General features: G+C 58.8%; 20 protein-coding genes. 17 read left to right on the forward strand and 3 right to left on the reverse strand.

All coding sequences use genetic code 11. The annotated features are described in order from the left end of the window. Positions 1-99: 99 nt before the first annotated feature. The 10 genes from ccoN to nusG all read left to right on the forward strand — a co-directional run bounded on the left by ccoN (position 100) and on the right by nusG (position 9,081). Complete coding sequence (ccoN, locus tag ACR0J2_RS10950) at positions 100-1,707, forward strand: cytochrome-c oxidase, cbb3-type subunit I (RefSeq protein ID WP_170619174.1); 1,608 nt, start codon at positions 100-102, stop codon at positions 1,705-1,707. Between the two features lie 14 nt (positions 1,708-1,721). Next, positions 1,722-2,450: a cytochrome-c oxidase, cbb3-type subunit II gene (gene ccoO, locus ACR0J2_RS10955; protein WP_170613590.1), complete on the forward strand. Its 729-nt coding sequence runs from the start codon at positions 1,722-1,724 to the stop codon at positions 2,448-2,450. Positions 2,451-2,462: 12 nt separating this feature from the next. After that, on the forward strand, positions 2,463-2,648 hold the full coding sequence (locus tag ACR0J2_RS10960) for a cbb3-type cytochrome c oxidase subunit 3 (protein ID WP_170613588.1): 186 nt from the start codon (positions 2,463-2,465) through the stop codon (positions 2,646-2,648). Beyond that, on the forward strand, positions 2,645-3,508 hold the full coding sequence (gene ccoP, locus ACR0J2_RS10965; RefSeq protein ID WP_480812575.1) for a cytochrome-c oxidase, cbb3-type subunit III: 864 nt from the start codon (positions 2,645-2,647) through the stop codon (positions 3,506-3,508). Before ACR0J2_RS10960 ends, ccoP begins: the two co-directional genes overlap by 4 nt. Before the next feature lie 339 nt (positions 3,509-3,847). Beyond that, a complete protein-coding gene (gene ccoG / locus ACR0J2_RS10970; protein WP_170678426.1) occupies positions 3,848-5,275 on the forward strand; it encodes a cytochrome c oxidase accessory protein CcoG in 1,428 nt (475 codons plus the stop codon). Between the two features lie 2 nt (positions 5,276-5,277). After that, positions 5,278-5,736 carry a FixH family protein gene (locus ACR0J2_RS10975; protein ID WP_480526870.1) on the forward strand — a complete coding sequence of 153 codons (459 nt, stop codon included), beginning with the start codon at positions 5,278-5,280 and terminating at the stop codon, positions 5,734-5,736. Between the two features lie 4 nt (positions 5,737-5,740). Then, positions 5,741-7,918: a heavy metal translocating P-type ATPase gene (locus tag ACR0J2_RS10980; protein WP_480812576.1), complete on the forward strand. Its 2,178-nt coding sequence runs from the start codon at positions 5,741-5,743 to the stop codon at positions 7,916-7,918. Between the two features lie 4 nt (positions 7,919-7,922). After that, entirely contained in the window at positions 7,923-8,081 is a 159-nt protein-coding gene (gene ccoS / locus ACR0J2_RS10985) for a cbb3-type cytochrome oxidase assembly protein CcoS (protein WP_170613579.1), read from the forward strand. A gap of 67 nt (positions 8,082-8,148) precedes the next feature. Next, complete coding sequence (secE, locus tag ACR0J2_RS10990; RefSeq protein ID WP_050605011.1) at positions 8,149-8,346, forward strand: preprotein translocase subunit SecE; 198 nt, start codon at positions 8,149-8,151, stop codon at positions 8,344-8,346. Between the two features lie 201 nt (positions 8,347-8,547). Next, the gene (gene nusG / locus ACR0J2_RS10995) at positions 8,548-9,081 is read left to right on the forward strand and encodes a transcription termination/antitermination protein NusG (protein WP_170407498.1); all 534 of its coding nucleotides are present in this window, start codon (positions 8,548-8,550) and stop codon (positions 9,079-9,081) included. 132 nt (positions 9,082-9,213) lie between these two features. Here the strand turns inward: nusG and ACR0J2_RS11000 are convergent, their stop codons facing one another. Together ACR0J2_RS11000 and ACR0J2_RS11005 are read right to left on the reverse strand one after the other, a co-directional pair. Next, on the reverse strand, positions 9,214-9,978 hold the full coding sequence (locus ACR0J2_RS11000; protein ID WP_480812577.1) for a hypothetical protein: 765 nt from the start codon (positions 9,976-9,978) through the stop codon (positions 9,214-9,216). Beyond that, on the reverse strand, positions 9,975-10,835 hold the full coding sequence (locus ACR0J2_RS11005) for a hypothetical protein (RefSeq protein WP_170806039.1): 861 nt from the start codon (positions 10,833-10,835) through the stop codon (positions 9,975-9,977). Before ACR0J2_RS11005 ends, ACR0J2_RS11000 begins: the two co-directional genes overlap by 4 nt. A 313-nt stretch (positions 10,836-11,148) precedes the next feature. Here ACR0J2_RS11005 and rplK point away from each other — a divergent pair, with 313 nt between their 5' ends. After that, positions 11,149-11,598: a 50S ribosomal protein L11 gene (rplK, locus tag ACR0J2_RS11010; protein WP_010440985.1), complete on the forward strand. Its 450-nt coding sequence runs from the start codon at positions 11,149-11,151 to the stop codon at positions 11,596-11,598. Between the two features lies 1 nt (position 11,599). After that, positions 11,600-12,298: a 50S ribosomal protein L1 gene (gene rplA / locus ACR0J2_RS11015; RefSeq protein WP_170613573.1), complete on the forward strand. Its 699-nt coding sequence runs from the start codon at positions 11,600-11,602 to the stop codon at positions 12,296-12,298. A gap of 95 nt (positions 12,299-12,393) precedes the next feature. On the opposite strand, the gene ACR0J2_RS11020 is transcribed toward rplA, so the two are convergent. After that, a complete protein-coding gene (locus ACR0J2_RS11020) occupies positions 12,394-13,371 on the reverse strand; it encodes a phosphotransferase family protein (RefSeq protein WP_480812578.1) in 978 nt (325 codons plus the stop codon). Positions 13,372-13,793: 422 nt separating this feature from the next. On the opposite strand from ACR0J2_RS11020, the gene rplJ reads away from it, so the two are divergent. The 5 genes from rplJ to ACR0J2_RS11045 all read left to right on the forward strand — a co-directional run bounded on the left by rplJ (position 13,794) and on the right by ACR0J2_RS11045 (position 24,434). Then, positions 13,794-14,312 carry a 50S ribosomal protein L10 gene (gene rplJ, locus ACR0J2_RS11025; protein WP_170613569.1) on the forward strand — a complete coding sequence of 173 codons (519 nt, stop codon included), beginning with the start codon at positions 13,794-13,796 and terminating at the stop codon, positions 14,310-14,312. An 80-nt stretch (positions 14,313-14,392) separates the two neighbouring features. Continuing rightward, complete coding sequence (gene rplL / locus ACR0J2_RS11030; protein WP_170613567.1) at positions 14,393-14,770, forward strand: 50S ribosomal protein L7/L12; 378 nt, start codon at positions 14,393-14,395, stop codon at positions 14,768-14,770. 250 nt (positions 14,771-15,020) lie between these two features. Further along, complete coding sequence (rpoB, locus tag ACR0J2_RS11035) at positions 15,021-19,157, forward strand: DNA-directed RNA polymerase subunit beta (protein ID WP_480812579.1); 4,137 nt, start codon at positions 15,021-15,023, stop codon at positions 19,155-19,157. Positions 19,158-19,207: 50 nt separating this feature from the next. Continuing rightward, positions 19,208-23,449, forward strand: coding sequence for a DNA-directed RNA polymerase subunit beta' (rpoC, locus tag ACR0J2_RS11040; protein ID WP_480812580.1), 4,242 nt, complete (start codon positions 19,208-19,210; stop codon positions 23,447-23,449). Positions 23,450-23,654: 205 nt separating this feature from the next. Next, entirely contained in the window at positions 23,655-24,434 is a 780-nt protein-coding gene (locus tag ACR0J2_RS11045) for a methyltransferase domain-containing protein (protein WP_170678405.1), read from the forward strand. Positions 24,435-24,457 lie beyond the last annotated feature (23 nt).

The raw sequence follows: 24,457 nt of genomic DNA on the forward strand, positions 1-24,457 counted from the left end.
GATCAAAGCAGCTATGGCCCTTGTCAGACAGAACAGCGGCCAGTCAAATGGGTTTCGTGCGGCGTCAAGAATCGCACGGGGCATGCAAAGGGACGCAATATGTCAAATTACATCAAGCTGATCGTGCTTGGTCTGATCGTGATTTTTGCCGCGATCGGGTCCAACTATGCACGGGATTTGGCGTATCAGGTGCACGCGATTCTGGTGATGCTGATCGCCGTTGGATTGTTCATCTGGACGCTTCGAAACACAGATGAGCCAGATATTCTCGTAGACCGCTCGGCCGAGTACATGGATGACGTGATCCGCTATGGCGTGATCGCAACTGCTTTCTGGGGCGTGGTCGGGTTTATTGCAGGAACTTTCATTGCGTTTCAGTTGGCCTTTCCGGCACTGAATTTCGAATGGGCCCAAGGATATCTGAACTTCGGCCGTTTGCGTCCGCTGCACACATCGGCGGTGATTTTTGCCTTTGGTGGCAACGCCTTGATCGCAACCTCGTTCTATGTTGTGCAGCGCACCAGCGCCGCGCGCCTGTGGGGTGGTAATCTGGCGTGGTTCGTCTTCTGGGGCTATCAGCTGTTCATCGTGCTGGCGGCAACCGGCTATGTCCTTGGCGGTACGCAATCCAAGGAATACGCCGAACCCGAGTGGTATGTTGACCTGTGGCTGACAATTGTCTGGGTCGCCTATCTGGCCGTTTATCTGGGCACGATCATCAAGCGGAAAGAGCCCCACATCTACGTGGCCAACTGGTTCTATCTGGCGTTCATCGTCACTGTCGCAATGCTGCACCTGGTGAACAACATGACCATCCCTGTCAGCATCTGGGGTTCGAAATCGGTCATCGTCTGGTCGGGTGTTCAGGACGCCATGATCCAGTGGTGGTATGGCCACAACGCCGTGGGCTTCTTCCTGACTGCGGGCTTCCTGGGCATGATGTACTACTTCATCCCGAAACAGGCCGAGCGCCCCGTGTTCTCGTACAAGCTGTCGATCATCCACTTCTGGGCGCTGATCTTCCTGTATATCTGGGCCGGTCCGCACCACCTGCACTATACCGCGCTGCCTGACTGGGCGTCGACGCTGGGTATGGTGTTCTCGGTGATCCTGTGGATGCCGTCCTGGGGTGGCATGATCAACGGTCTGATGACCCTGTCGGGTGCATGGGACAAGTTGCGTACAGACCCGGTGATCCGCATGATGGTGATCTCGGTCGGTTTCTACGGCATGTCCACCTTTGAAGGCCCGATGATGTCGATCCGCGCGGTCAACAGCCTGTCTCACTACACTGACTGGACCATTGGTCACGTGCACTCGGGTGCGCTGGGTTGGAACGGCATGATCACCTTTGGTGCGCTGTACTTCCTGGTGCCTGTTCTGTGGAAGCGGGAACGCCTGTACTCGCTGCAGATGGTCAGCTGGCACTTCTGGCTCGCGACTATCGGCATCGTGCTCTACGCCGCGTCGATGTGGGTGACCGGTATCATGGAAGGCCTGATGTGGCGTGAAGTGGATGCCAACGGCTTCCTGGTGAACTCGTTCGCCGACACCGTGGCCGCCAAGTTCCCGATGTATGTGGTGCGTGCTCTGGGTGGCGTTCTGTTCGTCGCTGGCGCTGTGATCATGTGCTACAACCTGTGGATGACTGTGCGGAAAGCGCCGGCCAAAGAGGCCAGCCTGACCGTCGCGGTCCCGGCTGAATAAGGAGGGCCGGAGCTATGGCAATTCTCGACAAACACAAGATCCTCGAGACCAACGCGACCCTCCTGCTGATCTTCAGCTTTCTGGTCGTGACCATCGGCGGCATCGTGCAGATCGCGCCCCTGTTCTACCTTGAGAACACCATCGAGAAGGTGGAGGGCATGCGTCCTTACACCCCTCTCGAGATGGCGGGGCGCGAGATCTACATCCGCGAAGGCTGCTATACCTGCCACAGCCAGATGATCCGTCCGATGCGGGACGAGGTCGAACGCTATGGCCACTACTCGCTGGCGGCTGAATCGATGTATGACCATCCCTTCCAGTGGGGGTCGAAGCGCACCGGGCCCGATCTGGCCCGTGTCGGCGGCCGGTATTCGGATCAGTGGCAGGTGGACCACCTGCGTGATCCGCAGTCGGTGGTGCCGGAATCGGTGATGCCGAAATACGGCTTCCTCGAGCATCGCAAGATCGATGGCAAATACATTGGCGACATCATGAAAGCGAACGCGATGGTCGGCACGCCCTACACCGACGAGATGTTGGAAAACGCCGTGGCGGACTTCCGCGCTCAGGCCGATCCGGACAGCGACTATGACGGGCTGCTGGAACGCTATGGCGACAAGGTCAACGTGCGGAACTTCGACGGTCAGCCCGAACTGACCGAAGCCGATGCGCTGGTCGCCTATCTGCAGATGCTGGGAACGCTGGTCGATTTCTCGACCTTCACCCCGGACGCAAGCCGCTAAGGGAGGATCGTGATGGAAGAGTACACCCTTCTCAGGCAGTTCGCGGACAGCTGGATGCTGCTTGTGCTGTTTGTCTTCTTTGTGGGCATCATCATCTGGGTTTTCCGCCCCGGTGCCAGCAAGGAATACAATGACACCGCCAACATCCCCTTCCGGCATCAAGACAAACCCGCCACATCCAAGGAGGCGCGGCAATGAGCAAGACACCTGAAAAACAGCCGGGTGATCCGAACACCACCGGCCACAGCTGGGACGGGATTGAGGAATTCGACAATCCGATGCCGCGCTGGTGGCTGTGGACCTTCTACGCCACCATCGTCTGGGGTGTGATTTACACGATCATGTATCCGGCATGGCCTCTGGTACAGTCGGCAACCGCCGGTGTCATGGGCTGGTCTTCTCGGGCGCTGGTGCAGCAGGAGATGGTTGCGTTCGAAGAAGCAAATGCGCCTTGGAACGCCAAGCTGGTGGAAACGCCGCTGGAAGACATCGCCAAGGATGCCGAATTGCAGCAATACGCCGTCAACTCGGGTGGCGCCGTGTTCCGCACGTGGTGCGCGCAGTGCCACGGCTCGGGTGCGCAGGGTGCGCCGGGTTTCCCGAACCTGTTGGATGACGCCTGGTTGTGGGGCGGTTCGCTCGAGGATATCGAGTACACTGTGGCCTATGGCATTCGAAACGAAGAAAGCGACTATGCGCGCTATTCCGAAATGCCTGCCTTTGGTGAAATCCTCGAAGCGGAAGAGATCACGCAGGTGGTTCAGTATGTCATGTCCCTGACCAACGCCCAGACCGACGATGCTTCGGCACAGGCTGGCAAGGTCGTGTTCGAGGACAACTGCGCGTCCTGCCATGGCGAGGACGGGACCGGCGACGTCACGCAAGGTGCACCGAACCTGACCGACGCGATCTGGCTGTTCGGCGGCTCGGAAGAGGCGCTGACCGAGACGGTTACGTACAGCCGCTTCGGGGTCATGCCCGCGTGGGAAAACCGCCTGACCGAGGCACAGATCCGCGCCGTTTCGGCTTACGTCCACCAGCTGGGTGGCGGTCAATAAAGATAAGTGAACACCTTCGGGCGGTTCGCCGCCCGAAGGCTTAGGCACCGGCTGTTCCATCTGTTCGCGCGTTTCCTGAACAGCCGGTGCCGACTTTCCCGAGAATAGAACCAGGACTTGCCCGGGTCCAGTTTCCGGTGTGGCCATCTTCGTCGGATGTCACCGATTAACCTGCCGGTTTTCCGGTTTGCGGCCTATCCTTTCTTCGCTGAAACCGACCGAAAATGTGCTAGGTGTGACAAAAGGTGTCTGCCCGATGCGCATTTGACACATGTCAAAGTTGGTCAGCGCATGATCTGGGAAAAGACGCCTGATCAAAGCCAGACGTGGAGCCAGCCCGTGAGCGATTCCGACCCTGCCCCCAGCCTTTATGCAGCACGTGAGCCGATTTTCCCGCGGCGCGTGTCGGGTCCATTCCGTAACCTGAAATGGATCATCATGGCTGTGACCCTGGGGATTTATTACATCACCCCATGGTTCAGATGGGACCGGGGTCCCAGCCTGCCGGATCAGGCCGTGTTGCTGGATCTTGCGAACCGGCGATTCTATTTCTTCTGGATCGAAATCTGGCCGCACGAGTTCTATTTTGTCGCCGGCTTGCTGATCATGGCGGGGCTTGGACTGTTCCTGTTCACCTCGGCCCTGGGCCGGGTCTGGTGCGGATATGCCTGCCCGCAGACGGTGTGGACCGACCTGTTCATTCTGGTCGAGCGCTGGATCGAGGGCGACCGGAACGCACGTTTGCGGCTGCATCGGCAGAAGAAACTGGATTTCCGCAAGGCCCGCCTGCGGGCGACGAAATGGGGGGCGTGGTTTCTGATCGGACTGGCCACCGGCGGGGCCTGGATCTTTTACTTCGCGGATGCACCGACACTGGCGCGCGATCTGGTGACGGGCAACGCGCATCCGATCGCCTACACAACCATGTTGATCCTGACAGGTACGACTTTTCTGTTCGGCGGGTTTGCCCGTGAACAGATCTGCATTTACGCCTGCCCCTGGCCCCGTATTCAGGCGGCAATGATGGATGAAGACACGCTGGTCGTCGGCTACCGCGAATGGCGGGGCGAGCCGCGCGGCAAGGGCAAGCGGACCGCTGACACGGAATTGGGCGATTGTATCGACTGCATGGCTTGCGTGAATGTCTGCCCGGTTGGCATCGACATCCGCGACGGTCAGCAATTGGAGTGCATCACCTGCGCGCTCTGCATTGATGCCTGTGATGACATGATGGCCAAAATCGGCAAGCCGCGCGGCCTGATCGATTATATGGCGCTGAGCGACGAGGCGCATGAACGCTCGGGCCAGCCGGCCAAGAATGTTTGGAAGCACATCCTGCGCCCGCGCACGATCATGTACACCGCGCTGTGGGCGCTGGTTGGGTTCGGCCTGTTGTTTGCCCTGTTCATCCGTTCCGACATCGACCTGACCGTGGCGCCGGTACGCAATCCGACCTTTGTCACCCTGTCAGACGGCACAATCCGCAATACCTATGACGTGCGTCTGCGCAACAAACATGGCGAGGATCGGTTGTTTAAACTGTCCCTGACCGGAGACCCGGCCATGCGGCTGGAGATTGAAGGCACGATCATAGACACTGTGAATGTAAGCGCGGATACGGCACAATTGAGCCGCGTTTACATCACCGCCCTGAAGGACACCGACCCAGCCAACACCGACGCGACGCCGGTTCGTATCTGGGTCGAGGATCTGATCAGCGGTGAACGCGCGTACAAGGACACCACGTTCAACGGACGAGGGAACTGAGAATGGCAGAACGACAGTTTACCGGAAAGCACGCGCTGGCCGTGTTTGTCGCCGCCTTCGGCGTGATCATCGGTGTTAATCTTGTACTGGCCTACAGTGCGGTCAAAACCTTTCCCGGGCTCGAGGTCAAAAACTCGTATGTCGCCAGCCAGGAGTTCAACGAGCGTCTGCAGGAACAGCAGGCGCTGGGTTGGGACGTGCGGGCCGAGACCAAGGGCGGCTTGTTGATCCTGCACATCAACGACGCGCAAGGCGCGCCGGTCAGGGTCGATCAATTGCAGGCCGTTGTGGGGCGGGCGACCCATGTGCGCGAGGATTTCACCCCCGACTTTGTGTTTGACGGAACCGCATATTCCACCCCGGCGACCCTTGGCGAGGGCAACTGGAACATCCGGCTTGTCGCCAAGGATGGCGAAGGGGCCACCTTCTCGCAGCGTATTCCGCTTTACGTCAAAGGCTAGGCTGATGACAGCGCAACCCTCACCCGGAACCATGGCCTGTCCCGGCTGCGTCGCGGCCACGGCCGAGCCTGCCCTTCCGGTTCCCGAGGACATCCAGATCGCCCTGTCCTTGCCGGGAATTCACTGTTCGGCCTGCATCTCGACGGTCGAGCGGGAACTGAACGCGCTTCCGGGCGTCGAGGATGCGCGGGTCAACCTGACCCTGAAACGGGCGATGATTAAGGCCGCGCCAGACATCCGCGCCGCCGATCTGATCCCGGTGCTGGAACAGGCAGGTTTTGAGGCGCATGAACTGGATACCGGTGCGCTGTCGGCTACGCAGACGGACAAGGCGGGCCGGGATTTGCTGATGCGGCTGGCGGTGGCCGGGTTTGCGTCGATGAACGTGATGCTGCTGTCGGTTTCCGTCTGGTCCGGGGCCACGGACGCGACGCGCGACATGTTCCACTGGATTTCGGCGGCCATCGCGCTGCCTGCCATCGCCTTTTCGGCGCAGCCGTTTTTCGTCAATGCCTGGAGCGCACTGCGTGTGCGCCGTCTGAACATGGATGTGCCGATCGTGCTGGCCATCCTGCTGGCGCTGATCACCTCGCTTTGGGAAACTGCGCTGAGCGGCAAACATGCCTACTTCGACGCTGCGCTGACGCTGACATTCTTCCTGCTGGCCGGACGGTATCTCGATTATCGCACGCGCGCCGCTGCCCGGTCCGCGGCCGAGGAACTGACGGCGCTTGAGGTGCCGCGCGCCATCCGGCTGGTCGACGGCACAGAAGAGGAAGTGGCCGTCGCGACGCTGACCGTCGGTGACCTGATCCTCGTTCGGCCCGGTGGCCGTATGCCCGTGGACGGAGAGATCATTTCGGGCCGGTCGGAACTTGACCGCTCGTTGCTGACCGGGGAAACCCTGCCGGTTTTTGCCGAAGCCGGGCTGACAGTCAGCGCGGGCGAGGTCAATCTGACCGGCCCCCTGACGATCCGGGCGACAGCGGTGGGCGAAGACACTTCGCTGCACCGGATGGCCGATCTGGTGGCCATCGCTGAATCGGGGCGCTCACGATACACGTCGCTGGCTGACAAGGCGGCCAAGCTGTATGCGCCCGGGGTGCACATCCTGTCGGCGCTCAGCTTTCTGGGCTGGTACATCTATTCCGGCGATATCCGCACCGCACTGAACATCGCGGCGGCGGTTCTGATCATCACCTGCCCCTGTGCGCTGGGGCTGGCGGTGCCTGCGGTGACGACGGCGGCATCGGGGCGGCTGTTCCGCAAGGGAATGCTGATCAAGCACGCCACAGCGCTGGAGCGTCTGGCCGAGGTGGACACTGTTGTCTTCGACAAGACCGGCACGCTGACATCGGGTGCGCCTGAACTGACCAATCTGGCGGATCATACCCGTTCCGATCTGGAAGTTGCGCTGGCGCTGGCCGAGGCGTCGGCGCATCCGCTTTCCGTCGCGCTGGCCAAAGCGGCGCGTGACGCGGGTATCAGGCCGGCCTGCCTTGACGCTGTGGTCGAAGTGCCAGGTTTTGGCACCGAAGGCGAACATAAAGGACAGCGCGTTCGGCTGGGCCGGGCGAATTGGGTCGGAGCCGAACCCGGCACCCAGACGTCAGCATGGCTTGCGGTCGGGAGCTGTAAACCCGTGCCGTTCGTGTTCGCGGACGCTCTGCGACCGGGCGCGGCCAGCGCGGTTGAGGCGTTTAGGAAAGCGGGCAAGGATGTGATCCTGATTTCAGGCGATACACGGGCTGCAGTGGAAAAGCTGGCTGGAAATCTGGGTATCGCAAACTGGGTGGCCGAAGCGCTGCCACAGGACAAGGCGCAGCGTGTTCAGGACCTGCGCGACAACGGGAAAAAGGTTCTGATGGTGGGGGATGGCCTGAACGATACCGCCGCCCTTGCGGCGGCGCATGTGTCGATCTCGCCCGCCTCGGCGCTGGATGCGGCGCGGGTTGCCTCGGATATCGTGCTGTTGGGCAACGACCTGTCGCCCATCGCCGATGCCTGCGACACGGCCACAAAAGCGACTAGGCGGATTCGTGAAAACTTCCAGATTGCAACCGTGTATAATGTCATCGCGGTGCCCCTGGCGGTGGCCGGGCTGGCAACGCCGCTGATCGCGGCGCTGGCGATGTCGACCTCGTCCATCACCGTGTCCCTGAACGCCTTGCGGCTGAGGTGATCTGATGGAAGTTCTGGCCTATCTCATTCCGATTTCGCTGCTTTTGGGCGGTGTCGGTCTTGTAGCCTTTGTCTATACCGTGCGGTCGAACCAGTACGACGATCCCGAAGGCGATGCCCGGCGGATTCTGAGCGACGAATGGGACGACAAGCCCAAGCCCTAACCGCCCTTGAAATTGCCGCAATGCCCGGCTATGTCGGGCGCATCCGCTAGCAGAGAGACAAAGCCTCATGGCCACCACAAACCCGATCCAGTTCATCCAGCAGGTCCGTGCCGAAGTATCCAAGGTCGTCTGGCCGACCCGGCGCGAGGTGCTGTTGACCACGGTCATGGTGTTCATCATGGCGGCGTTGACGGCCGTGTTCTTTGCGCTGGTGGATCTTGGCATTCGCGGCGGGCTGCAGCTGATTCTGGGCGCGTTCAGCTAAGACGGGACGGGCAGTGCGGAAACGCGGCTGCCCCCTTGCGCCGCGCGCAATGTCAGAGTAGTTCACGCGGAACTATCCGGAATGGGCGTGCGGCGATTCGGGCTGCGCGCCGCTTTTTGTTCCGGGTCTCGCGACAGAATTTCAATGACGGTACATCCGGATGTGCGGATGCGACCTAAGGCAAACAAGGACGACAGGTTCATGGCGAAACGGTGGTACTCGGTCAGCGTTCTTTCGAATTTCGAAAAGAAGATCGCAGAGCAGATCCGCACGTCGGTGGCCGAGCAGGGCCTTGAGGACGATATCGACGAAGTTCTGGTGCCCACCGAAGAGGTGATCGAAGTGCGCCGGGGCAAGAAGGTTACGACCGAGCGCCGCTTCATGCCCGGCTATGTGCTGGTGCATATGGAAATGTCCGATCAGGGCTACCACCTGGTTAACTCGATCAACCGCGTCACCGGTTTCCTCGGTCCGCAGGGCCGCCCGATGCCGATGCGCGACGCCGAGGTGAACCAGATTCTGAACCGTGTTCAGGAAGGTGAAGAAGCGCCCAAGCTGATGATCACTTTCGAGATCGGCGAAAAGGTTAAGGTCAACGACGGCCCGTTCGAGGATTTCGACGGCATGGTCGAAGGCGTGGACGACGAGAACCAGAAGCTGAAGGTCTCAGTCTCGATCTTTGGCCGGGAAACCCCGGTCGAGTTGGACTTCACACAGGTGACCAAGCAGAGCTGACAAGCTCGCCAACGCGTTTCGAAGCGCCGCGATGCCTTGGGCAACGTGGCGCTTTTTTGTTGTGCCGGGCCAGTGGATCAGGCCCAGGCAAAAACTGCAGGTTACTTCCCCGGCAATGAAAGCGCTTTTCGGTTATGGTCGGCCGGGTATCAGTTGTTGTTCCTGAAGAACCGTCAGAATGTCGAGAATGGTCGAAGGGCTGACATCCACCGATCCTTCCAGAAAAACACCAAGCCCGCCCTCTCCGATCTCTCGAGGACCTCCATTGTCGTAAGTGGGGTCGAGGGACGCGAGTTCGGGGGGTAATTCCGGGCACAAGGGGGTTTCGTTCAACACAAGATCAACAGCGGCCAGCATAAGTTCCTTTGCAGACTCGAGCGTGTCATCCTCCAGAAGCTGTTCGCGTTGTTCTTCCGGGGCCGAAAGCGTCAGATCGATGAGTTTGAAGTAGGCACAATTGTCACGCAGTTCGACGGTCGCTTCGGTGGCCATGTTCGCCTGGATTGCCCTTTTCTGTTCACCCCGCTGAAAGTCGCGTTCACTCGTCCGGCTGCATTCGAAAATCGTGATGGTCACGTCGCCATCCAGATCGATCGCATCGTCCAGTGCTTGCAGGCTCAAATCGTCCAGGCGCACTTGCAGACCACAGTTGTCGATTATGGCATTGTCCGCCAATCGCTCGGGCACCGTTTTCTGGATTTCGCGCAGATCGAGAAGGGCGCCCACCCCGATCCGAGTGGGCGCAACAGCGCTCAGGCTCAGATCAAGCTTGTATAGCAGTTCCGTTTCCCGGACCTGCTGGGTTGCATCGATGACAAAAGTCACTTCCTGTGCGCCGGACGATTGGGCGCCCAGCGCAGCGGCCATCAGGGCCGGGAAAACCAACCAACGTCTCATTTGGCAAACTCCAATACGCCAAGGTCCTGCAGCCCACCAAGGACTTTGACGATGGTCTCTGCGCTGACATCAGCCGATCCGGTGATGGCTGCGCCCAGCCCGCCGGGCGCAATCTCGCGCGTGCCTCCGGATTCGTAATTCGGGTCGAGAACCGTGAATTCCTCTGGCAAGGGCGGACAGACCGGGTTGGCAGCCAAAAACTCGCCACCCTTTTCAAGGACGGCTTCATTAATGCGGCTGGTCAGGCCGAAGAGGTTTGAGACAGCGCCGATGAACCCGCGCGGGTTCAGATCAACGTCTTCGATACTGAATGTAAGGCACTGGCCTTTCACCTCTGCCTTGGCGACGGCAACCGCGTCCACGGTTCCCCCGAAATAACGAAAGCCCGGTTCCTGGCGCCGGTTGCAGGTTGTAAATCGTGCACGGGCCGAGCCTTCGACCCTGACGGTGTCATCCTTGGCAGTGACATCCCGGATCTCGAGGTAGATTTGGCGTTTGCAGCTTTCTTCAAGCGGACCCGTCAGTATTTGGGGGGCCTTTTCCTGCAAGCCGCGCAAGTCCATGAACGCCCTCAACCGCAAGCGGGTAGGGCTGGCTTCTTCCAGGCCGCTATAGACCGTGAAAGGCACCGGAATGTCGCGAACGGGGACTTCCTTGGTGAACTTGATCTGAAACCGACCGGCGTAAGTGGCGGGGTCGATCCCTTTTGCGCCGGAGGACGCCGTGCTGTTGATGCCGTCGGTTTGGGTTGCCGATCCAGACCCTTCGCCCTGATCCTGAGCCCTGCTGCCACAGCCCGGCAGCATGGCAAAAAGAACGCAGATCAGTAATCCCTTGTTCAGCCGAGATGATCCCATCCCTGACCACCTCTTTTGTGTCCAAGTTTCACCAAGATACCCACCTGCGTCTCCGACGCAACTTATGTATTCAACAAAATCATTTTGTTCCGTCAGTTCCCTGGCCTCACCGAAGCCCGACCGGTATACAACTGGGTTACTTGGGAATAGGGTGCCAGCCACTTGCCAACCCCTCCGTTCCGCTGTACATGCCGCCTCTATCGTCTTCGGGCGAGATTCTCTCGTGGGAGATTGCAGGGATCGCGATCCCGGATCGGACCACGCAACATAATCTGGGTGAGACGCGTTTCACCTAAGTTGAAAGGAAAACCAAATGGCTAAGAAGCTTGCTGGTACAATGAAGCTGCAGGTTCCTGCAGGTCAGGCGAACCCGTCGCCGCCAGTTGGTCCGGCGCTGGGTCAGCGCGGCATCAACATCATGGAATTCTGCAAGGCGTTCAACGCCAAGACCGCAGACATGGAGCCCGGCGCTCCGTGCCCGACCGTGATCACCTATTATCAGGACAAGTCCTTCACCATGGACATCAAGACGCCGCCCGCGTCTTACTACCTGAAAAAAGCGGCTGGTCTTAAGCCGGTCGGCAAGCGTAACCGTCCCCGCGGCGCGGAAAATCCCGGTCGTGAGACCGTGGCAACCGTGACCTCGAAGCAGGTTCGTGAAATCGCCGAAGCCAAAATGAAAGATCTGAACGCCAACGACGTCGAAGGCGCAATGCAGATCATCCTGGGCTCGGCCCGCTCCATGGGCATCGAGGTGAAATAAGATGGCAAAACTCGGTAAACGTACCCGCGCTGCGCGCGAAGCTGTCGCCGGCAAGGAAAACCTGTCGGTCGAAGAAGCCGTTGCCCTGGTCAAAGGCAATGCAACCTCGAAATTCGACGAGACCATCGAAATCGCTCTGAACCTGGGCGTTGACACCCGTCACGCAGACCAGATGGTGCGCGGCGTTGTCGGCCTGCCGAACGGCACCGGCAAAGACATGCGCGTTGCTGTTTTCGCTCGTGGCCCCAAGGCTGACGAAGCGAAAGAAGCAGGCGCAGATATCGTCGGTGCAGAAGACCTGATGGAAACCATTCAGGGCGGCACCATCGAATTCGACCGCTGCATCGCAACCCCGGACATGATGCCGATCGTTGGCCGTCTGGGTAAGGTTCTGGGTCCTCGCAACTTGATGCCGAACCCGAAGGTCGGCACCGTGACCATGGACGTGAAAGCGGCCGTGGAAGCAGCCAAGGGCGGTGAAGTTCAGTTCAAGGCGGAAAAAGGCGGCGTTGTGCACGCCGGTGTTGGCAAAGCTTCGTTCGACGAAGCCAAGCTGGTCGAAAACGTCCGCGCATTTGTCTCGGCTGTTGCCAAAGCCAAGCCGTCGGGCGCCAAAGGCACCTACATGAAGAAAATCGCGCTGAGCTCGACCATGGGCCCGGGCGTGACTGTTGATGTTGCGCAGGCTTCGGGCGAATAAGCCTCAGCCTCTGCAAAAAAACGAAATAACCCGGGTGGTGCCAGCCATCCGGGTTCTTTCGTTTTTGGGTCGCTTGAATTCCAGTAGATGCCGGATCAACCTGAACTTCGGGGCAGGTTGAATGCCTGTTTCAGCCGTATCTCCAGCCGAGTGCGCCGGTGGTCTTCGAATTCGCTGCAAATATGGCTTGGCTGGCTAAGAAACAGCCAATCCTTGAGCAGGCGTCCGCGAATGCAGAAATCCAGAATGTCCATATTGATCGGATGGCGGTACAGGCGGAAGAACATGTCCTTGTTTCGTTTCAGGATGCCGCTGCGATCCACATCTGACGGCTGACTGTCGCGGAATATGTCGGCCTTCAGGAAGTCGACGATGTCGTATACGGCCAGCTTTTCGCGTGCCTCGGTGAAATCCAGCCCGATGGTTTTCCCTTGCCCCATGATCAGGTTGAGACCGTGAAAATCGCCATGCGCGAACACCTGAATATCCGGCGCCCCTTTCAGGCGCGCGGCCTCGGCCAGCATCGTGTTGATCATTCGCTGACTTATGCCGGCAAGATTGGCGGGCAGGTTTTTCGACAGGTCCCGGATGCTGTCGGTCATCCATTTCGGCCGGAACCCATAGTCTTTTGGCGGGCGAAACCCGTGCAGATCGTTCAGCCATGCTCCGGCGCGGCGATAGACCTGGGCGACCTGATCGTTGTCGGGGCTGTTGTATATCAGATCGACGGCGGTGGGGCGTTTGATGTATTCGGTGACCATGAAGTCACCTGCGGATGAGAGGTAGATCGGACGCACAACCTGCGACGTCTTCTTGTCGTCGAAGTATTCGGCAAGCTGACAGAGCAAATTATACTCCTTGCGTAGCCGGTCGGTTATGGGGGCTTGGGTGTCGGCCTTCAGCGCGTACATCGCCCCTTGGGTTTCAAGCTTAAGAACAAGCCGTGTTTCGGGGAAATCGTGAGACCGGTAGATGCAGGAATGTTCGCGGATGGGGTCGATCTTGCCACTTCGGGAAAGCTGATCCAGATATTGTGATGTCCGGTCGCGCTCTTGTTGAGAAAGGGTCAGCATTTTAAGGGCGCGCGCCAGTTCGGATCGGGATCGGGGTTATAGACTTTGACAGGACCGCAGCGCGTCCTTGGTGTCAATGTGCGGTTGGCGCGATTTATCCTTGTTAGAACCGGTGCAGACACGCCCGGGAAACCCGTTTTTCGTGCAATTTACCTCTTGGAAACCGAGCGTGTCTGCCCTAAGTAGGGCTACGAAGTAAAGCGTGCGATTCGTCGTGCGCTTTATTTTGTTTCGTCCAAGACGGTGGGTGGGGCCATACGGTTCCTTAATTCCCTGCCTGAGACGGGTAAGACCAAAGAATTCTGAGGGTCCCACCCTCGGGCGAGTTTTGGCCAATCCCGTAACAACGGACCTGAACGCCGGGGCGCAAGCCGCGGCAAATATGAGCCGGGATGTCTGACATCCCTAACTTGGAGAGAACTGTGGATAGAGCCCAGAAAGAGAAAGTGGTCGAGGAACTCGGCCAAATCTTCGAAAGCTCTGGCGTCGTAGTGGTTTCGCACTACGCCGGTCTGACAGTTGCCGAGATGCAGGACCTTCGCGCACGTGCTCGTGACGCGGGTGGCTCCGTGCGTGTTGCCAAGAACAGGCTCGCCAAAATCGCCCTTGAGGGTAAGCCGTGTGCAAGCATGGCCGACCTGCTGACAGGGATGACCGTTCTGACCTATTCCGAGGACCCCGTGGCAGCAGCCAAGGTGGCCGAGGACTTCGCCAAGGATAACAAGAATTTTGAAATCCTCGGCGGTGCAATGGGTGAGAACGCTCTGGACCGCAAAGGCGTTGAAGCCGTTTCGAAAATGCCGTCGCGTGAGGAGCTTATTGCTTCGATCGTGGGCTGCATTGGCGCACCTGCTTCGAACATCGCCGGCGCGATTGGCGCACCTGCAAGCAACATCGCAAGCATCCTTTCCACCATCGAAGAGAAGGCGGAAGCTGCGTAAGCGGTTGGCACTGAATGATCTGCGTGGGGCATTTGCCCTGACGTTGGAACACACACTGTAAAACGGAAAGAGCTAATACAATGGCTGATCTGAAAGCACTCGCAGAAAGCATCGTGGGTCTGACCCTGCTGGAAGCACAAGAACTGAAAACCATCCTCAAAGACGAGTACGGCATCGAGCCCGCAGCAGGCGGCGCAGTTGTCATGGCAGCTGGTGGCGACGCCGCCGGTGGCGCAGCTGAGGAAGAAAAAACCGAATTCGACGTCGTTCTGAAGAACGCCGGCGCTTCGAAAATCAACGTGATCAAAGAAGTTCGCGGCATCACCGGTCTGGGCCTGAAAGAAGCCAAGGAACTGGTCGAAGCCGGCGGCAAGATCAAAGAAGGCGTGTCGAAAGACGAAGCCGAAGAAGTCAAAGGCAAGCTGGAAGCAGCTGGCGCAGAGGTCGAACTGGCCTAAGCCCTTTGTCTGGTGCGTCGCTGATGCGCCTGAAAATTTGGCTGGGTCCGGAGAAATCCGGGTCCAGCCGAACCTGTCTTAGAAAGGGCCTCATGGGTTGGGGCGTTTTCTAAGACACGGTTGTCGGATCGGGAGGCCGCCTTCGGGACGGTGGCCATGAATTGATCCGGACGTGTCGTCTCGAATGTGCAAGATGCCGGGGCCCGACGGTGTCTTTGCCCGCTGAGAACATCGAAAGGTGACATCTGACATGGCTCAAACGTTCCTTGGCCAGAAACGTCTTCGTAAATATTACGGCAAAATCCGCGAAGTGCTGGAGATGCCGAACCTCATTGAGGTGCAGAAATCTTCTTATGATCTTTTCCTGCGCTCCGGCGATGCAGAGCAGCCCACAGACGGCGAAGGCATCAAAGGTGTGTTCCAGTCGGTCTTCCCGATCAAGGATTTCAACGAAACCTCCGTTCTGGAGTTCGTGAAATACGATCTGGAAAAACCCAAATACGACGTCGAAGAGTGCATGCAGCGCGACATGACCTACAGCGCTCCGCTGAAGGTAACCCTGCGCCTGATCGTGTTTGATGTCGACGAGGACACTGGCGCCAAGTCGGTCAAGGACATCAAGGAACAGGACGTGTTCATGGGCGACATGCCCCTGATGACACCGAACGGAACGTTCATCGTGAACGGTACCGAGCGTGTGATCGTGTCCCAGATGCACCGTTCGCCCGGTGTGTTCTTTGACCACGACAAGGGCAAGACCCACTCCTCGGGCAAGCTGCTGTTTGCCTGCCGCATCATCCCGTATCGCGGCAGCTGGCTGGACTTCGAGTTCGACGCCAAGGACATCGTGTTCGCCCGTATCGACCGCCGCCGCAAACTGCCTGTGACAACCCTGCTGTATGCGCTGGGTCTGGATCAGGAAGCGATCATGGACGCGTATTACAACACCGTGTCCTATAAGCTGGACAAGAAAAAGGGCTGGATCGCGCCGTTCTTCCCCGAGCGTGTACGTGGCACCCGTCCGACCTATGACCTGATCGACGCGAAATCCGGTGAGGTGATTGCAGAAGCGGGCAAGAAAGTCACGCCGCGCGCGGTCAAGAAACTGATTGACGAGGGTGCCGTCACCGACCTGCTGGTTCCGTTCGATCATATCGTTGGCAAATTCGTCGCCAAGGACATCATCAACGAAGAAACCGGTGCGATCTATGTCGAAGCCGGTGATGAACTGACCCTGGAATATGACAAGGACGGCGACCTGATCGGCGGTACCGTCAAGGAACTGCTGGATGCGGGCTTCAAAGACATCCCGGTTCTGGACATCGACAACGTCAACGTTGGCCCCTACATGCGCAACACCATGGCGCAGGACAAGAACATGGGCCGCGAAAGCGCGCTGATGGACATCTACCGCGTCATGCGTCCGGGCGAGCCGCCCACCGTCGAAGCTGCGTCGGCCCTGTTCGACACACTGTTCTTCGACAGCGAGCGTTACGACCTGTCCGCCGTTGGCCGTGTGAAGATGAACATGCGTTTGGCTCTGGATGCGCCGGACACCCTGCGCACCCTGCGCCGCGAAGACATCGTGGCCTGCATCAAGGCACTGGTTGAACTGCGTGACGGCAAGGGCGACGTGGACGATATCGACCACCTCGGCAACCGTCGTGTGCGTTCGGTCGGCGAACTGATGGAAAACCAGTATCGCGTTGGCCTGCTGCGCATGGAGCGCGCGATCAAAGAACGTATGTCGTCGGTCGAGATCGACACCGTCATGCCGCAAGACCTGATCAACGCGAAACCGGCTGCGGCTGCTGTTCGTGAATTCTTCGGCTCGTCGCAGTTGTCGCAGTTCATGGACCAGACCAACCCGCTGTCGGAAGTCACCCACAAACGCCGTCTCTCGGCGCTTGGCCCCGGTGGTCTGACACGCGAACGTGCGGGCTTTGAGGTGCGCGACGTACACCCGACCCACTATGGCCGGATGTGCCCGATTGAAACGCCGGAAGGTCCGAACATCGGTCTGATCAACTCGCTGGCCACCTTTGCCCGCGTGAACAAGTATGGCTTCATCGAAACACCCTACCGCGTCGTCAAGGACGCCGAGGTGACCGATGAGGTTCACTACATGTCCGCGACCGAGGAAATGCGTCACACCGTGGCGCAGGCGAACGCGACGCTGGATGAGAACGGCAAGTTCATCAACGATCTGGTTTCGACCCGTCAGGCCGGTGACTACACCCTCGCCCCGCGCGAGAATGTGGATCTGATCGACGTGTCGCCGAAACAGCTGGTCTCGGTCGCTGCATCGCTGATCCCGTTCCTTGAAAATGACGACGCCAACCGCGCTCTGATGGGCTCGAACATGCAACGTCAGGCGGTTCCGCTGCTGCGCGCCGAGGCACCGCTGGTCGGTACCGGGATCGAGGAAAAGGTCGCGATCGACTCAGGCGCTGCGATTCAGGCGAAGCGCGCCGGTATCATCGACCAGGTCGATGCCCAGCGTATCGTTATCCGTGCCACTGAAGATCTGGAACTGGGCGACGCTGGCGTTGACATTTATCGTCTGCGCAAGTTCCAGCGTTCGAACCAGAACACCTGCATCAACCAGCGTCCGCTGATCAAGGTAGGTGACACCGTCCAGAAGGGCGAGGTCATTGCCGACGGTCCGTCGACCGATATGGGTGAACTGGCTCTGGGTAAGAACGTGGTCGTCGCGTTCATGCCGTGGAACGGTTACAACTACGAAGACTCGATCCTGATCTCGGAACGTATCGCGCGTGATGACGTCTTTACCTCGGTCCATATCGAGGAGTTTGAAGTCGCCGCCCGTGACACCAAGCTGGGTCCAGAAGAGATCACCCGCGACATCCCGAACGTCGGTGAAGAAGCGCTGCGCAACCTCGATGAGGCAGGCATCGTTTACATCGGTGCGGATGTTGAGCCGGGCGATATTCTGGTCGGCAAGATCACTCCGAAGGGCGAAAGCCCGATGACCCCGGAAGAAAAGCTGCTGCGCGCCATCTTTGGTGAGAAAGCATCTGACGTGCGCGACACCTCGCTGCGCGTGAAGCCGGGCGATTACGGTACGGTCGTTGAGGTCCGCGTCTTCAACCGTCACGGCGTTGAGAAAGACGAGCGTGCGCTGCAGATCGAGCGTGAGGAAGTCGAACGTCTGGCCCGTGACCGGGACGACGAGCTGGCGATTCTTGACCGCAACATCTATGCGCGTCTGCAAGGCCTGATCCTGGGTAAAACCGCTGTCAAAGGCCCGAAAGGCGTCAAGGCAGGGTCGGTGATCACCGAGGACCTGCTGGAAACCCTGACCCGTGGTCAGTGGTGGCAGCTGGCGCTGGAAGATGAGCAGGACGCACAGATCGTTGAGGCTCTGAACGAGCAGTACGAAGTGCAAAAGCGTGCTCTGGACGCTCGTTTTGAAGACAAGGTTGAGAAGGTCCGCCGTGGCGACGACCTGCCGCCGGGTGTGATGAAGATGGTCAAAGTCTTCATCGCCGTGAAGCGCAAGCTGCAGCCGGGCGACAAGATGGCCGGTCGTCACGGGAACAAAGGTGTGATCTCCAAGGTTGTTCCGATGGAAGACATGCCGTTCCTGGCCGATGGTACTCCGGTTGACTTCTGTCTGAACCCGCTGGGTGTGCCTTCGCGTATGAACGTTGGTCAGATCCTTGAAACCCACATGGGTTGGGCCGCGCGCGGTCTGGGTCTGAACATCGACGACGCTCTGGGTGAATATCGCCGCTCCGGCGACCTGACCCCGGTTCGTGAGGCGATGAAGCTGGCTTATGGCGAAGATGTCTACGAAGAAGGCATCACCGGTCTGGACGAGGATGGCCTGATCGAGGCTGCGGGCAACGTGACCCGCGGTGTTCCGATCGCGACCCCGGTCTTCGACGGTGCCAAAGAGGCCGACGTCAACGACGCGCTGGTGCGTGCGGGCTTCTCGGAGAGCGGTCAGTCGGTTCTGTTCGACGGTCGCACCGGTGAGCAATTTGCACGTCCGGTGACCGTGGGCATCAAGTACCTGCTGAAACTGCATCACCTTGTGGACGACAAAATCCACGCGCGTTCGACCGGGCCGTACAGCCTGGTGACCCAGCAGCCGCTGGGTGGTAAGGCGCAGTTCGGTGGTCAGCGCTTTGGTGAGATGGAGGTCTGGGCTCTGGAAGCTTACGGCGCCGCCTACACCCTGCAGGAGATGCTCACCGTGAAATCGGATGACGTCGCCGGCCGGACCAAGGTCTATGAGTCGATCGTCAAGGGCGAGGATAACTTTGAAGCGGGCGTACCGGAATCGTTCAACGTTCTGGTTAAAGAAGTCCGTGGCCTCGGCCTGAATATGGAACTCCTGGATGCGGAGGTTGAGGAGTAAGGGCGCTGCCCTTTCTCCCGTCCCCCCTTCCGCAAGATTTGAGGTAACAAATGAACCAGGAAATCACCAACAACCCGTTCAACCCGCTGACGCCCCCGAAGGTTTTCGACGAGATCAAGGTCTCGCTGGCGTCGCCCGAGCGGATCCTGTCTTGGTCCTATGGCGAGATCAAGAAACCCGAAACCATCAACTACCGGACGTTCAAGCCCGAGCGTGACGGTTTGTTCTGTGCGCGTATCTTTGGCCCGATCAAAGATTACGAATGTCTTTGCGGCAAATATAAGCGGATGAAGTATCGCGGCGTTGTCTGCGAGAAATGCGGTGTGGAAGTCACCCTGCAGAAAGTCCGCCGCGAGCGTATGGGCCACATCGAACTGGCCGCGCCTGTCGCTCACATCTGGTTCCTGAAATCGCTGCCGTCCCGCATCGGTCTGATGCTGGACATGACGCTGCGCGATCTGGAACGCGTTCTGTACTTTGAAAACTATGTCGTCATCGAGCCAGGTCTGACCGACCTGACATACGGCCAGATGCTGACTGAAGAAGAGTACATGGATGCGCAGGATGCCTATGGCATGGACGCGTTCACCGCGAATATCGGTGCCGAAGCCATTCGTGAGATGCTGGCCCAGATCGATCTGGAAGCCGAAGCCGAGCAGCTGCGCGCTGATCTGGCTGAAGCAACCGGCGAATTGAAGCCCAAGAAGATCATCAAACGTCTGAAGGTTGTTGAATCTTTCCTCGAGTCGGGCAACCGCCCCGAGTGGATGGTGATGACCGTGATCCCGGTCATCCCGCCGGAACTGCGTCCGCTGGTTCCGCTGGATGGTGGCCGTTTCGCGACCTCGGATCTGAACGATCTGTATCGCCGCGTCATCAACCGGAACAACCGTCTGAAGCGTCTGATCGAACTGCGTGCACCTGACATCATCGTCCGCAACGAAAAGCGGATGCTGCAGGAATCCGTGGATGCTCTGTTCGACAACGGCCGCCGTGGCCGCGTGATCACCGGCGCCAACAAGCGTCCGCTGAAATCGCTGTCGGATATGCTGAAAGGGAAACAGGGTCGCTTCCGTCAGAACCTTCTGGGTAAGCGCGTCGACTTCTCAGGCCGTTCGGTCATTGTGACCGGTCCGGAACTCAAGCTTCACCAGTGTGGTCTGCCGAAGAAGATGGCGCTGGAGCTGTTCAAGCCGTTCATCTACTCGCGCCTTGAAGCCAAGGGTCTGTCTTCGACCGTGAAACAGGCGAAGAAACTGGTCGAGAAAGAGCGTCCCGAAGTGTGGGATATTCTCGACGAAGTGATCCGCGAACACCCTGTCATGCTGAACCGTGCGCCGACGCTGCACCGTCTTGGCATTCAGGCGTTCGAGCCGGTCCTGATCGAAGGTAAAGCCATTCAGCTTCACCCGCTGGTCTGTTCGGCCTTTAACGCCGACTTCGACGGTGACCAGATGGCGGTTCACGTTCCGCTGAGCCTTGAGGCCCAGCTGGAAGCCCGTGTTCTGATGATGTCGACGAACAACGTTCTGTCGCCTGCAAACGGCGCACCGATCATCGTTCCGTCGCAGGACATGATCTTGGGTCTGTACTATGTGACCCTGGAACGCGAAGGCATGCCGGGCGAAGGCAAGGTCTTTGGTTCGATCGACGAGGTTCAGCATGCGCTGGACGCGGGTGAAGTGCATCTGCACTCGAAAATCACCGCGCGGATCACGCAGATCGACGACGAGGGCAACGAAGTTCAGAAGCGCTATGAAACCACTCCGGGCCGTTTGCGTCTGGGTGCGTTGCTACCGATGAACAACAAGGCGCCGTTCGAGCTGGTCAACCGCCTGCTGCGGAAGAAAGAAGTGCAGCAGGTGATCGACACCGTCTACCGTTACTGCGGTCAGAAAGAGTCGGTCATTTTTTGTGACCAGATCATGTCGATGGGCTTCAAGGAAGCGTTCAAGGCGGGCATCTCGTTCGGTAAGGACGACATGGTCATCCCGAACGACAAATGGGGCATCGTTGATGACACCCGCAACCAGGTGAAAGACTTTGAACAGCAGTACATGGACGGCCTGATCACTCAGGGCGAAAAGTACAACAAGGTTGTCGATGCCTGGTCGAAGTGTAACGACCGCGTCACCGAGGCGATGATGAGCACCATCTCGGACGTCGCCAAGGCCGAAGACGGGTCGGACATGGAGCCGAACTCGGTCTACATGATGGCCCACTCGGGCGCGCGTGGCTCGGTCACTCAGATGAAACAGCTGGGCGGTATGCGCGGCCTGATGGCCAAGCCGAACGGTGACATCATCGAGACGCCGATCATCTCGAACTTCAAGGAAGGTCTGACCGTTCTTGAATACTTCAACTCGACCCACGGTGCCCGTAAGGGTCTGTCGGATACCGCTCTTAAGACGGCGAACTCGGGTTACCTGACCCGTCGTCTGGTGGACGTGGCGCAGGACTGCATCGTGCGCGAGATCGATTGCGGCACCGACCGCGCGATCACTGCCGAAGCGGCCGTCAACGATGGTGAGGTTGTCGCCTCGCTGGCCGAGCGTATTCTGGGCCGCGTGGCTGCTGACGACATCCTGCGTCCGGGTACGGATGAGTTGATCGTGGCCGCCGGTCAGCTGATCGATGAACGTATGGCAGATACAATCGATGAGGCCGGCGTTCAGTCGACCCGCATCCGCTCGCCTCTGACCTGTGAGTCCGAGGAAGGCGTTTGTGCCACCTGCTATGGTCGTGACTTGGCGCGCGGTACCATGGTGAACACTGGCGAAGCTGTCGGCATCATCGCAGCCCAGTCCATCGGTGAACCCGGTACGCAGCTGACGATGCGGACCTTCCACATCGGTGGTGTTGCGCAAGGTGGCCAGCAGTCGTTCCAGGAAGCCAACCAGGAAGGTGTTGTCACATTTGAGAACCCGCAGATTCTGATCAATGCCGCAGGTGAAAGCCTGGTCATGGGCCGGAACATGAAGCTGGTGATCAACGACGAACATGGCGAAGAGCGTGCCAGCTTCAAACTGGGCTACGGTTCGAAGCTGTTCGTCAAGGACGGCACCAAGGTGGCCCGTGGCGACAAACTGTTCGAGTGGGATCCGTACACCCTGCCGATCATCGCCGAGAAAGCCGGTACCGCGAAATACGTCGACCTGGTTTCGGGCCTTGCCGTCCGCGACGAGACCGACGAAGCAACCGGCATGACCCAGAAGATCGTGATCGACTGGCGCGCGGCCCCCAAAGGCAGCGACCTCAAGCCCGAGATCATTCTGGTCGGTGAAGATGGCGAGCCGGTCCGCAACGATGCGGGCAACCCGGTTCACTATCCGATGTCGGTGGATGCGATCCTGTCGGTCGAAGACGGTCAGAAGATCGAAGCCGGTGACGTTGTCGCGCGTATCCCGCGCGAAGGCGCCAAGACCAAGGACATCACCGGTGGTCTGCCGCGTGTGGCCGAACTGTTCGAAGCCCGTCGTCCGAAAGATCACGCGATCATCGCAGAAGCCGATGGTTACGTGCGCTTTGGACGCGACTACAAGAACAAGCGCCGCATCAGCATCGAACCGGCTGATGAGTCACTGGAGCCGATCGAGTACATGGTGCCCAAAGGCAAGCACATCCCGGTTGTGGAAGGTGACTTCGTCCAGAAGGGCGACTACATCATGGACGGCAACCCGGCACCGCATGACATCCTGTCCATCATGGGTGTCGAGGCTCTGGCGAACTACATGATCGACGAAGTGCAGGACGTTTACCGTCTGCAGGGCGTGAAGATCAACGACAAGCACATCGAGGTTATCGTGCGCCAGATGCTGCAGAAGTGGGAGATCCTGGATTCAGGCGACACCACCCTGCTGAAGGGCGAGCATGTCGACAAGCAGGAGTTCGACGCGGCCAACGAGAAGACCATCGCCCGCGGTGGTCGTCCGGCACAGGGCGAGCCGATCCTACTGGGGATCACGAAAGCCTCGCTGCAAACGCGTTCGTTCATCTCGGCGGCGTCGTTCCAGGAAACCACCCGCGTGCTGACCGAAGCTTCGGTTCAGGGCAAGAAGGACAAGCTGGTTGGCCTGAAAGAGAACGTCATCGTCGGCCGCCTGATCCCGGCCGGTACCGGTGGTGCCACCCAGGCAGTGCGTCAGGTTGCCCAGTCGCGCGACAATGTCGTGATCGAAGCCCGCCGGGAAGAGGCCGAAGCGGCCGCTGCCCTGGCAGCGCCGATGATCGACGACGACATGGTTGGCGACGAGCTGGACGTGCTGGTGGAAACACCGGAAAGCCGCGAGTGAGCGCTATAAAATGCTGAAGATCAGGCCCCGCGAAATCGCGGGGCCTTTTTCTTTGTGAGGCCACCACCGCCATTTTTCTTAAGTCTCAAGAACGCGTCGGGCTTTGGCGCTGGCAAAATTTTTCTAAGTTTTGGGTGGTCTTGCAGATATTCAATAAGGCCGCGCTGCAATGTGGTAAGCTTAAGACTTGATGCTGGGGGCGGAAATGCTCAAGTTTGACCGGGAAACCGCCAAGATATTGGACGTTGCCTATCAGGGTGCCGACATTATTCGAAGAAGACGCGCTTCTTTTGATGCTCTCAATCCAAGTCCGGGCGAGACCATCTTGGATATTGGTTGCGGAAATGGTCTGCTGACCGCAGAGCTCGCGCGCGCGGTTGGCCCGTCGGGTCGGATCGTGGGCGTGGATCCAAGTAAAGATATGCTGGCGGTCGGAAAGAACAGATGCCTGGATTACTCCTGCGTTGAGTTTCTTGAAGGTGTTGCCGGCAATCTGCCACTAGCGGATGAAATCGCTGATAAAGCTGTTTCTGTTCAAGTATTTGAGTATGTAGAAGATATAGGGGCGGCCTTCGGCGAGGCGATGCGTTGCCTCAAACCTGCAGGGCGGTTTGTGATCAGCGATCTTCATTTCGGCAGTCTCATTTGGTTCAGCGATGAACCGGAAAGAATGCAGCTTGTGCTTTCCATCTGGAACGAACACTTCGCCAGTGGAACAGTTCCGGAACGACTGCCAGCCTTAATCAGGGAAAGCGGGCATAGTGTGGAGGATGTCGTATCGATCACGATGACGGATCATCAGTTAAAGCCGGATGGGATTGCTATCATGATGATGCATCTCATGAAACAATTTGTAGTGAACAGTGCAAAAATTGAGTCAGCTGTCGCACAAGCTTGGTTCGACGAACAAGTCAGACTTGCGGAGCAGGGTCGCTTTTTCTTTTCGGTTACGCAGTTTGTTGTCGTGGCGCGGAAATCAAGCTGAACCGTGAAATTGAGTGCGAGCGC

The sequence above is a fragment of the Ruegeria sp. CG4 genome (assembly GCF_056537185.1).

Coding starts and splice junctions, on each gene's coding strand:
- ccoO (WP_170613590.1), top strand. CDS start 1,722: ATGGCAATTCTCGACAAACACAAGATCCTCGAGACCAACGCGACCCTC.
- ACR0J2_RS11005 (WP_170806039.1), bottom strand. CDS start 10,835: ATGGGATCATCTCGGCTGAACAAGGGATTACTGATCTGCGTTCTTTTT.
- ACR0J2_RS11020 (WP_480812578.1), bottom strand. CDS start 13,371: ATGCTGACCCTTTCTCAACAAGAGCGCGACCGGACATCACAATATCTG.
- ACR0J2_RS10960 (WP_170613588.1), top strand. CDS start 2,463: ATGGAAGAGTACACCCTTCTCAGGCAGTTCGCGGACAGCTGGATGCTG.
- rplA (WP_170613573.1), top strand. CDS start 11,600: ATGGCAAAACTCGGTAAACGTACCCGCGCTGCGCGCGAAGCTGTCGCC.
- ACR0J2_RS10980 (WP_480812576.1), top strand. CDS start 5,741: ATGACAGCGCAACCCTCACCCGGAACCATGGCCTGTCCCGGCTGCGTC.
- ccoP (WP_480812575.1), top strand. CDS start 2,645: ATGAGCAAGACACCTGAAAAACAGCCGGGTGATCCGAACACCACCGGC.
- ccoS (WP_170613579.1), top strand. CDS start 7,923: ATGGAAGTTCTGGCCTATCTCATTCCGATTTCGCTGCTTTTGGGCGGT.
- rpoB (WP_480812579.1), top strand. CDS start 15,021: ATGGCTCAAACGTTCCTTGGCCAGAAACGTCTTCGTAAATATTACGGC.
- secE (WP_050605011.1), top strand. CDS start 8,149: ATGGCCACCACAAACCCGATCCAGTTCATCCAGCAGGTCCGTGCCGAA.
- rpoC (WP_480812580.1), top strand. CDS start 19,208: ATGAACCAGGAAATCACCAACAACCCGTTCAACCCGCTGACGCCCCCG.
- ccoN (WP_170619174.1), top strand. CDS start 100: ATGTCAAATTACATCAAGCTGATCGTGCTTGGTCTGATCGTGATTTTT.
- ACR0J2_RS11000 (WP_480812577.1), bottom strand. CDS start 9,978: ATGAGACGTTGGTTGGTTTTCCCGGCCCTGATGGCCGCTGCGCTGGGC.
- rplK (WP_010440985.1), top strand. CDS start 11,149: ATGGCTAAGAAGCTTGCTGGTACAATGAAGCTGCAGGTTCCTGCAGGT.
- rplL (WP_170613567.1), top strand. CDS start 14,393: ATGGCTGATCTGAAAGCACTCGCAGAAAGCATCGTGGGTCTGACCCTG.
- ACR0J2_RS10975 (WP_480526870.1), top strand. CDS start 5,278: ATGGCAGAACGACAGTTTACCGGAAAGCACGCGCTGGCCGTGTTTGTC.
- nusG (WP_170407498.1), top strand. CDS start 8,548: ATGGCGAAACGGTGGTACTCGGTCAGCGTTCTTTCGAATTTCGAAAAG.
- ACR0J2_RS11045 (WP_170678405.1), top strand. CDS start 23,655: ATGCTCAAGTTTGACCGGGAAACCGCCAAGATATTGGACGTTGCCTAT.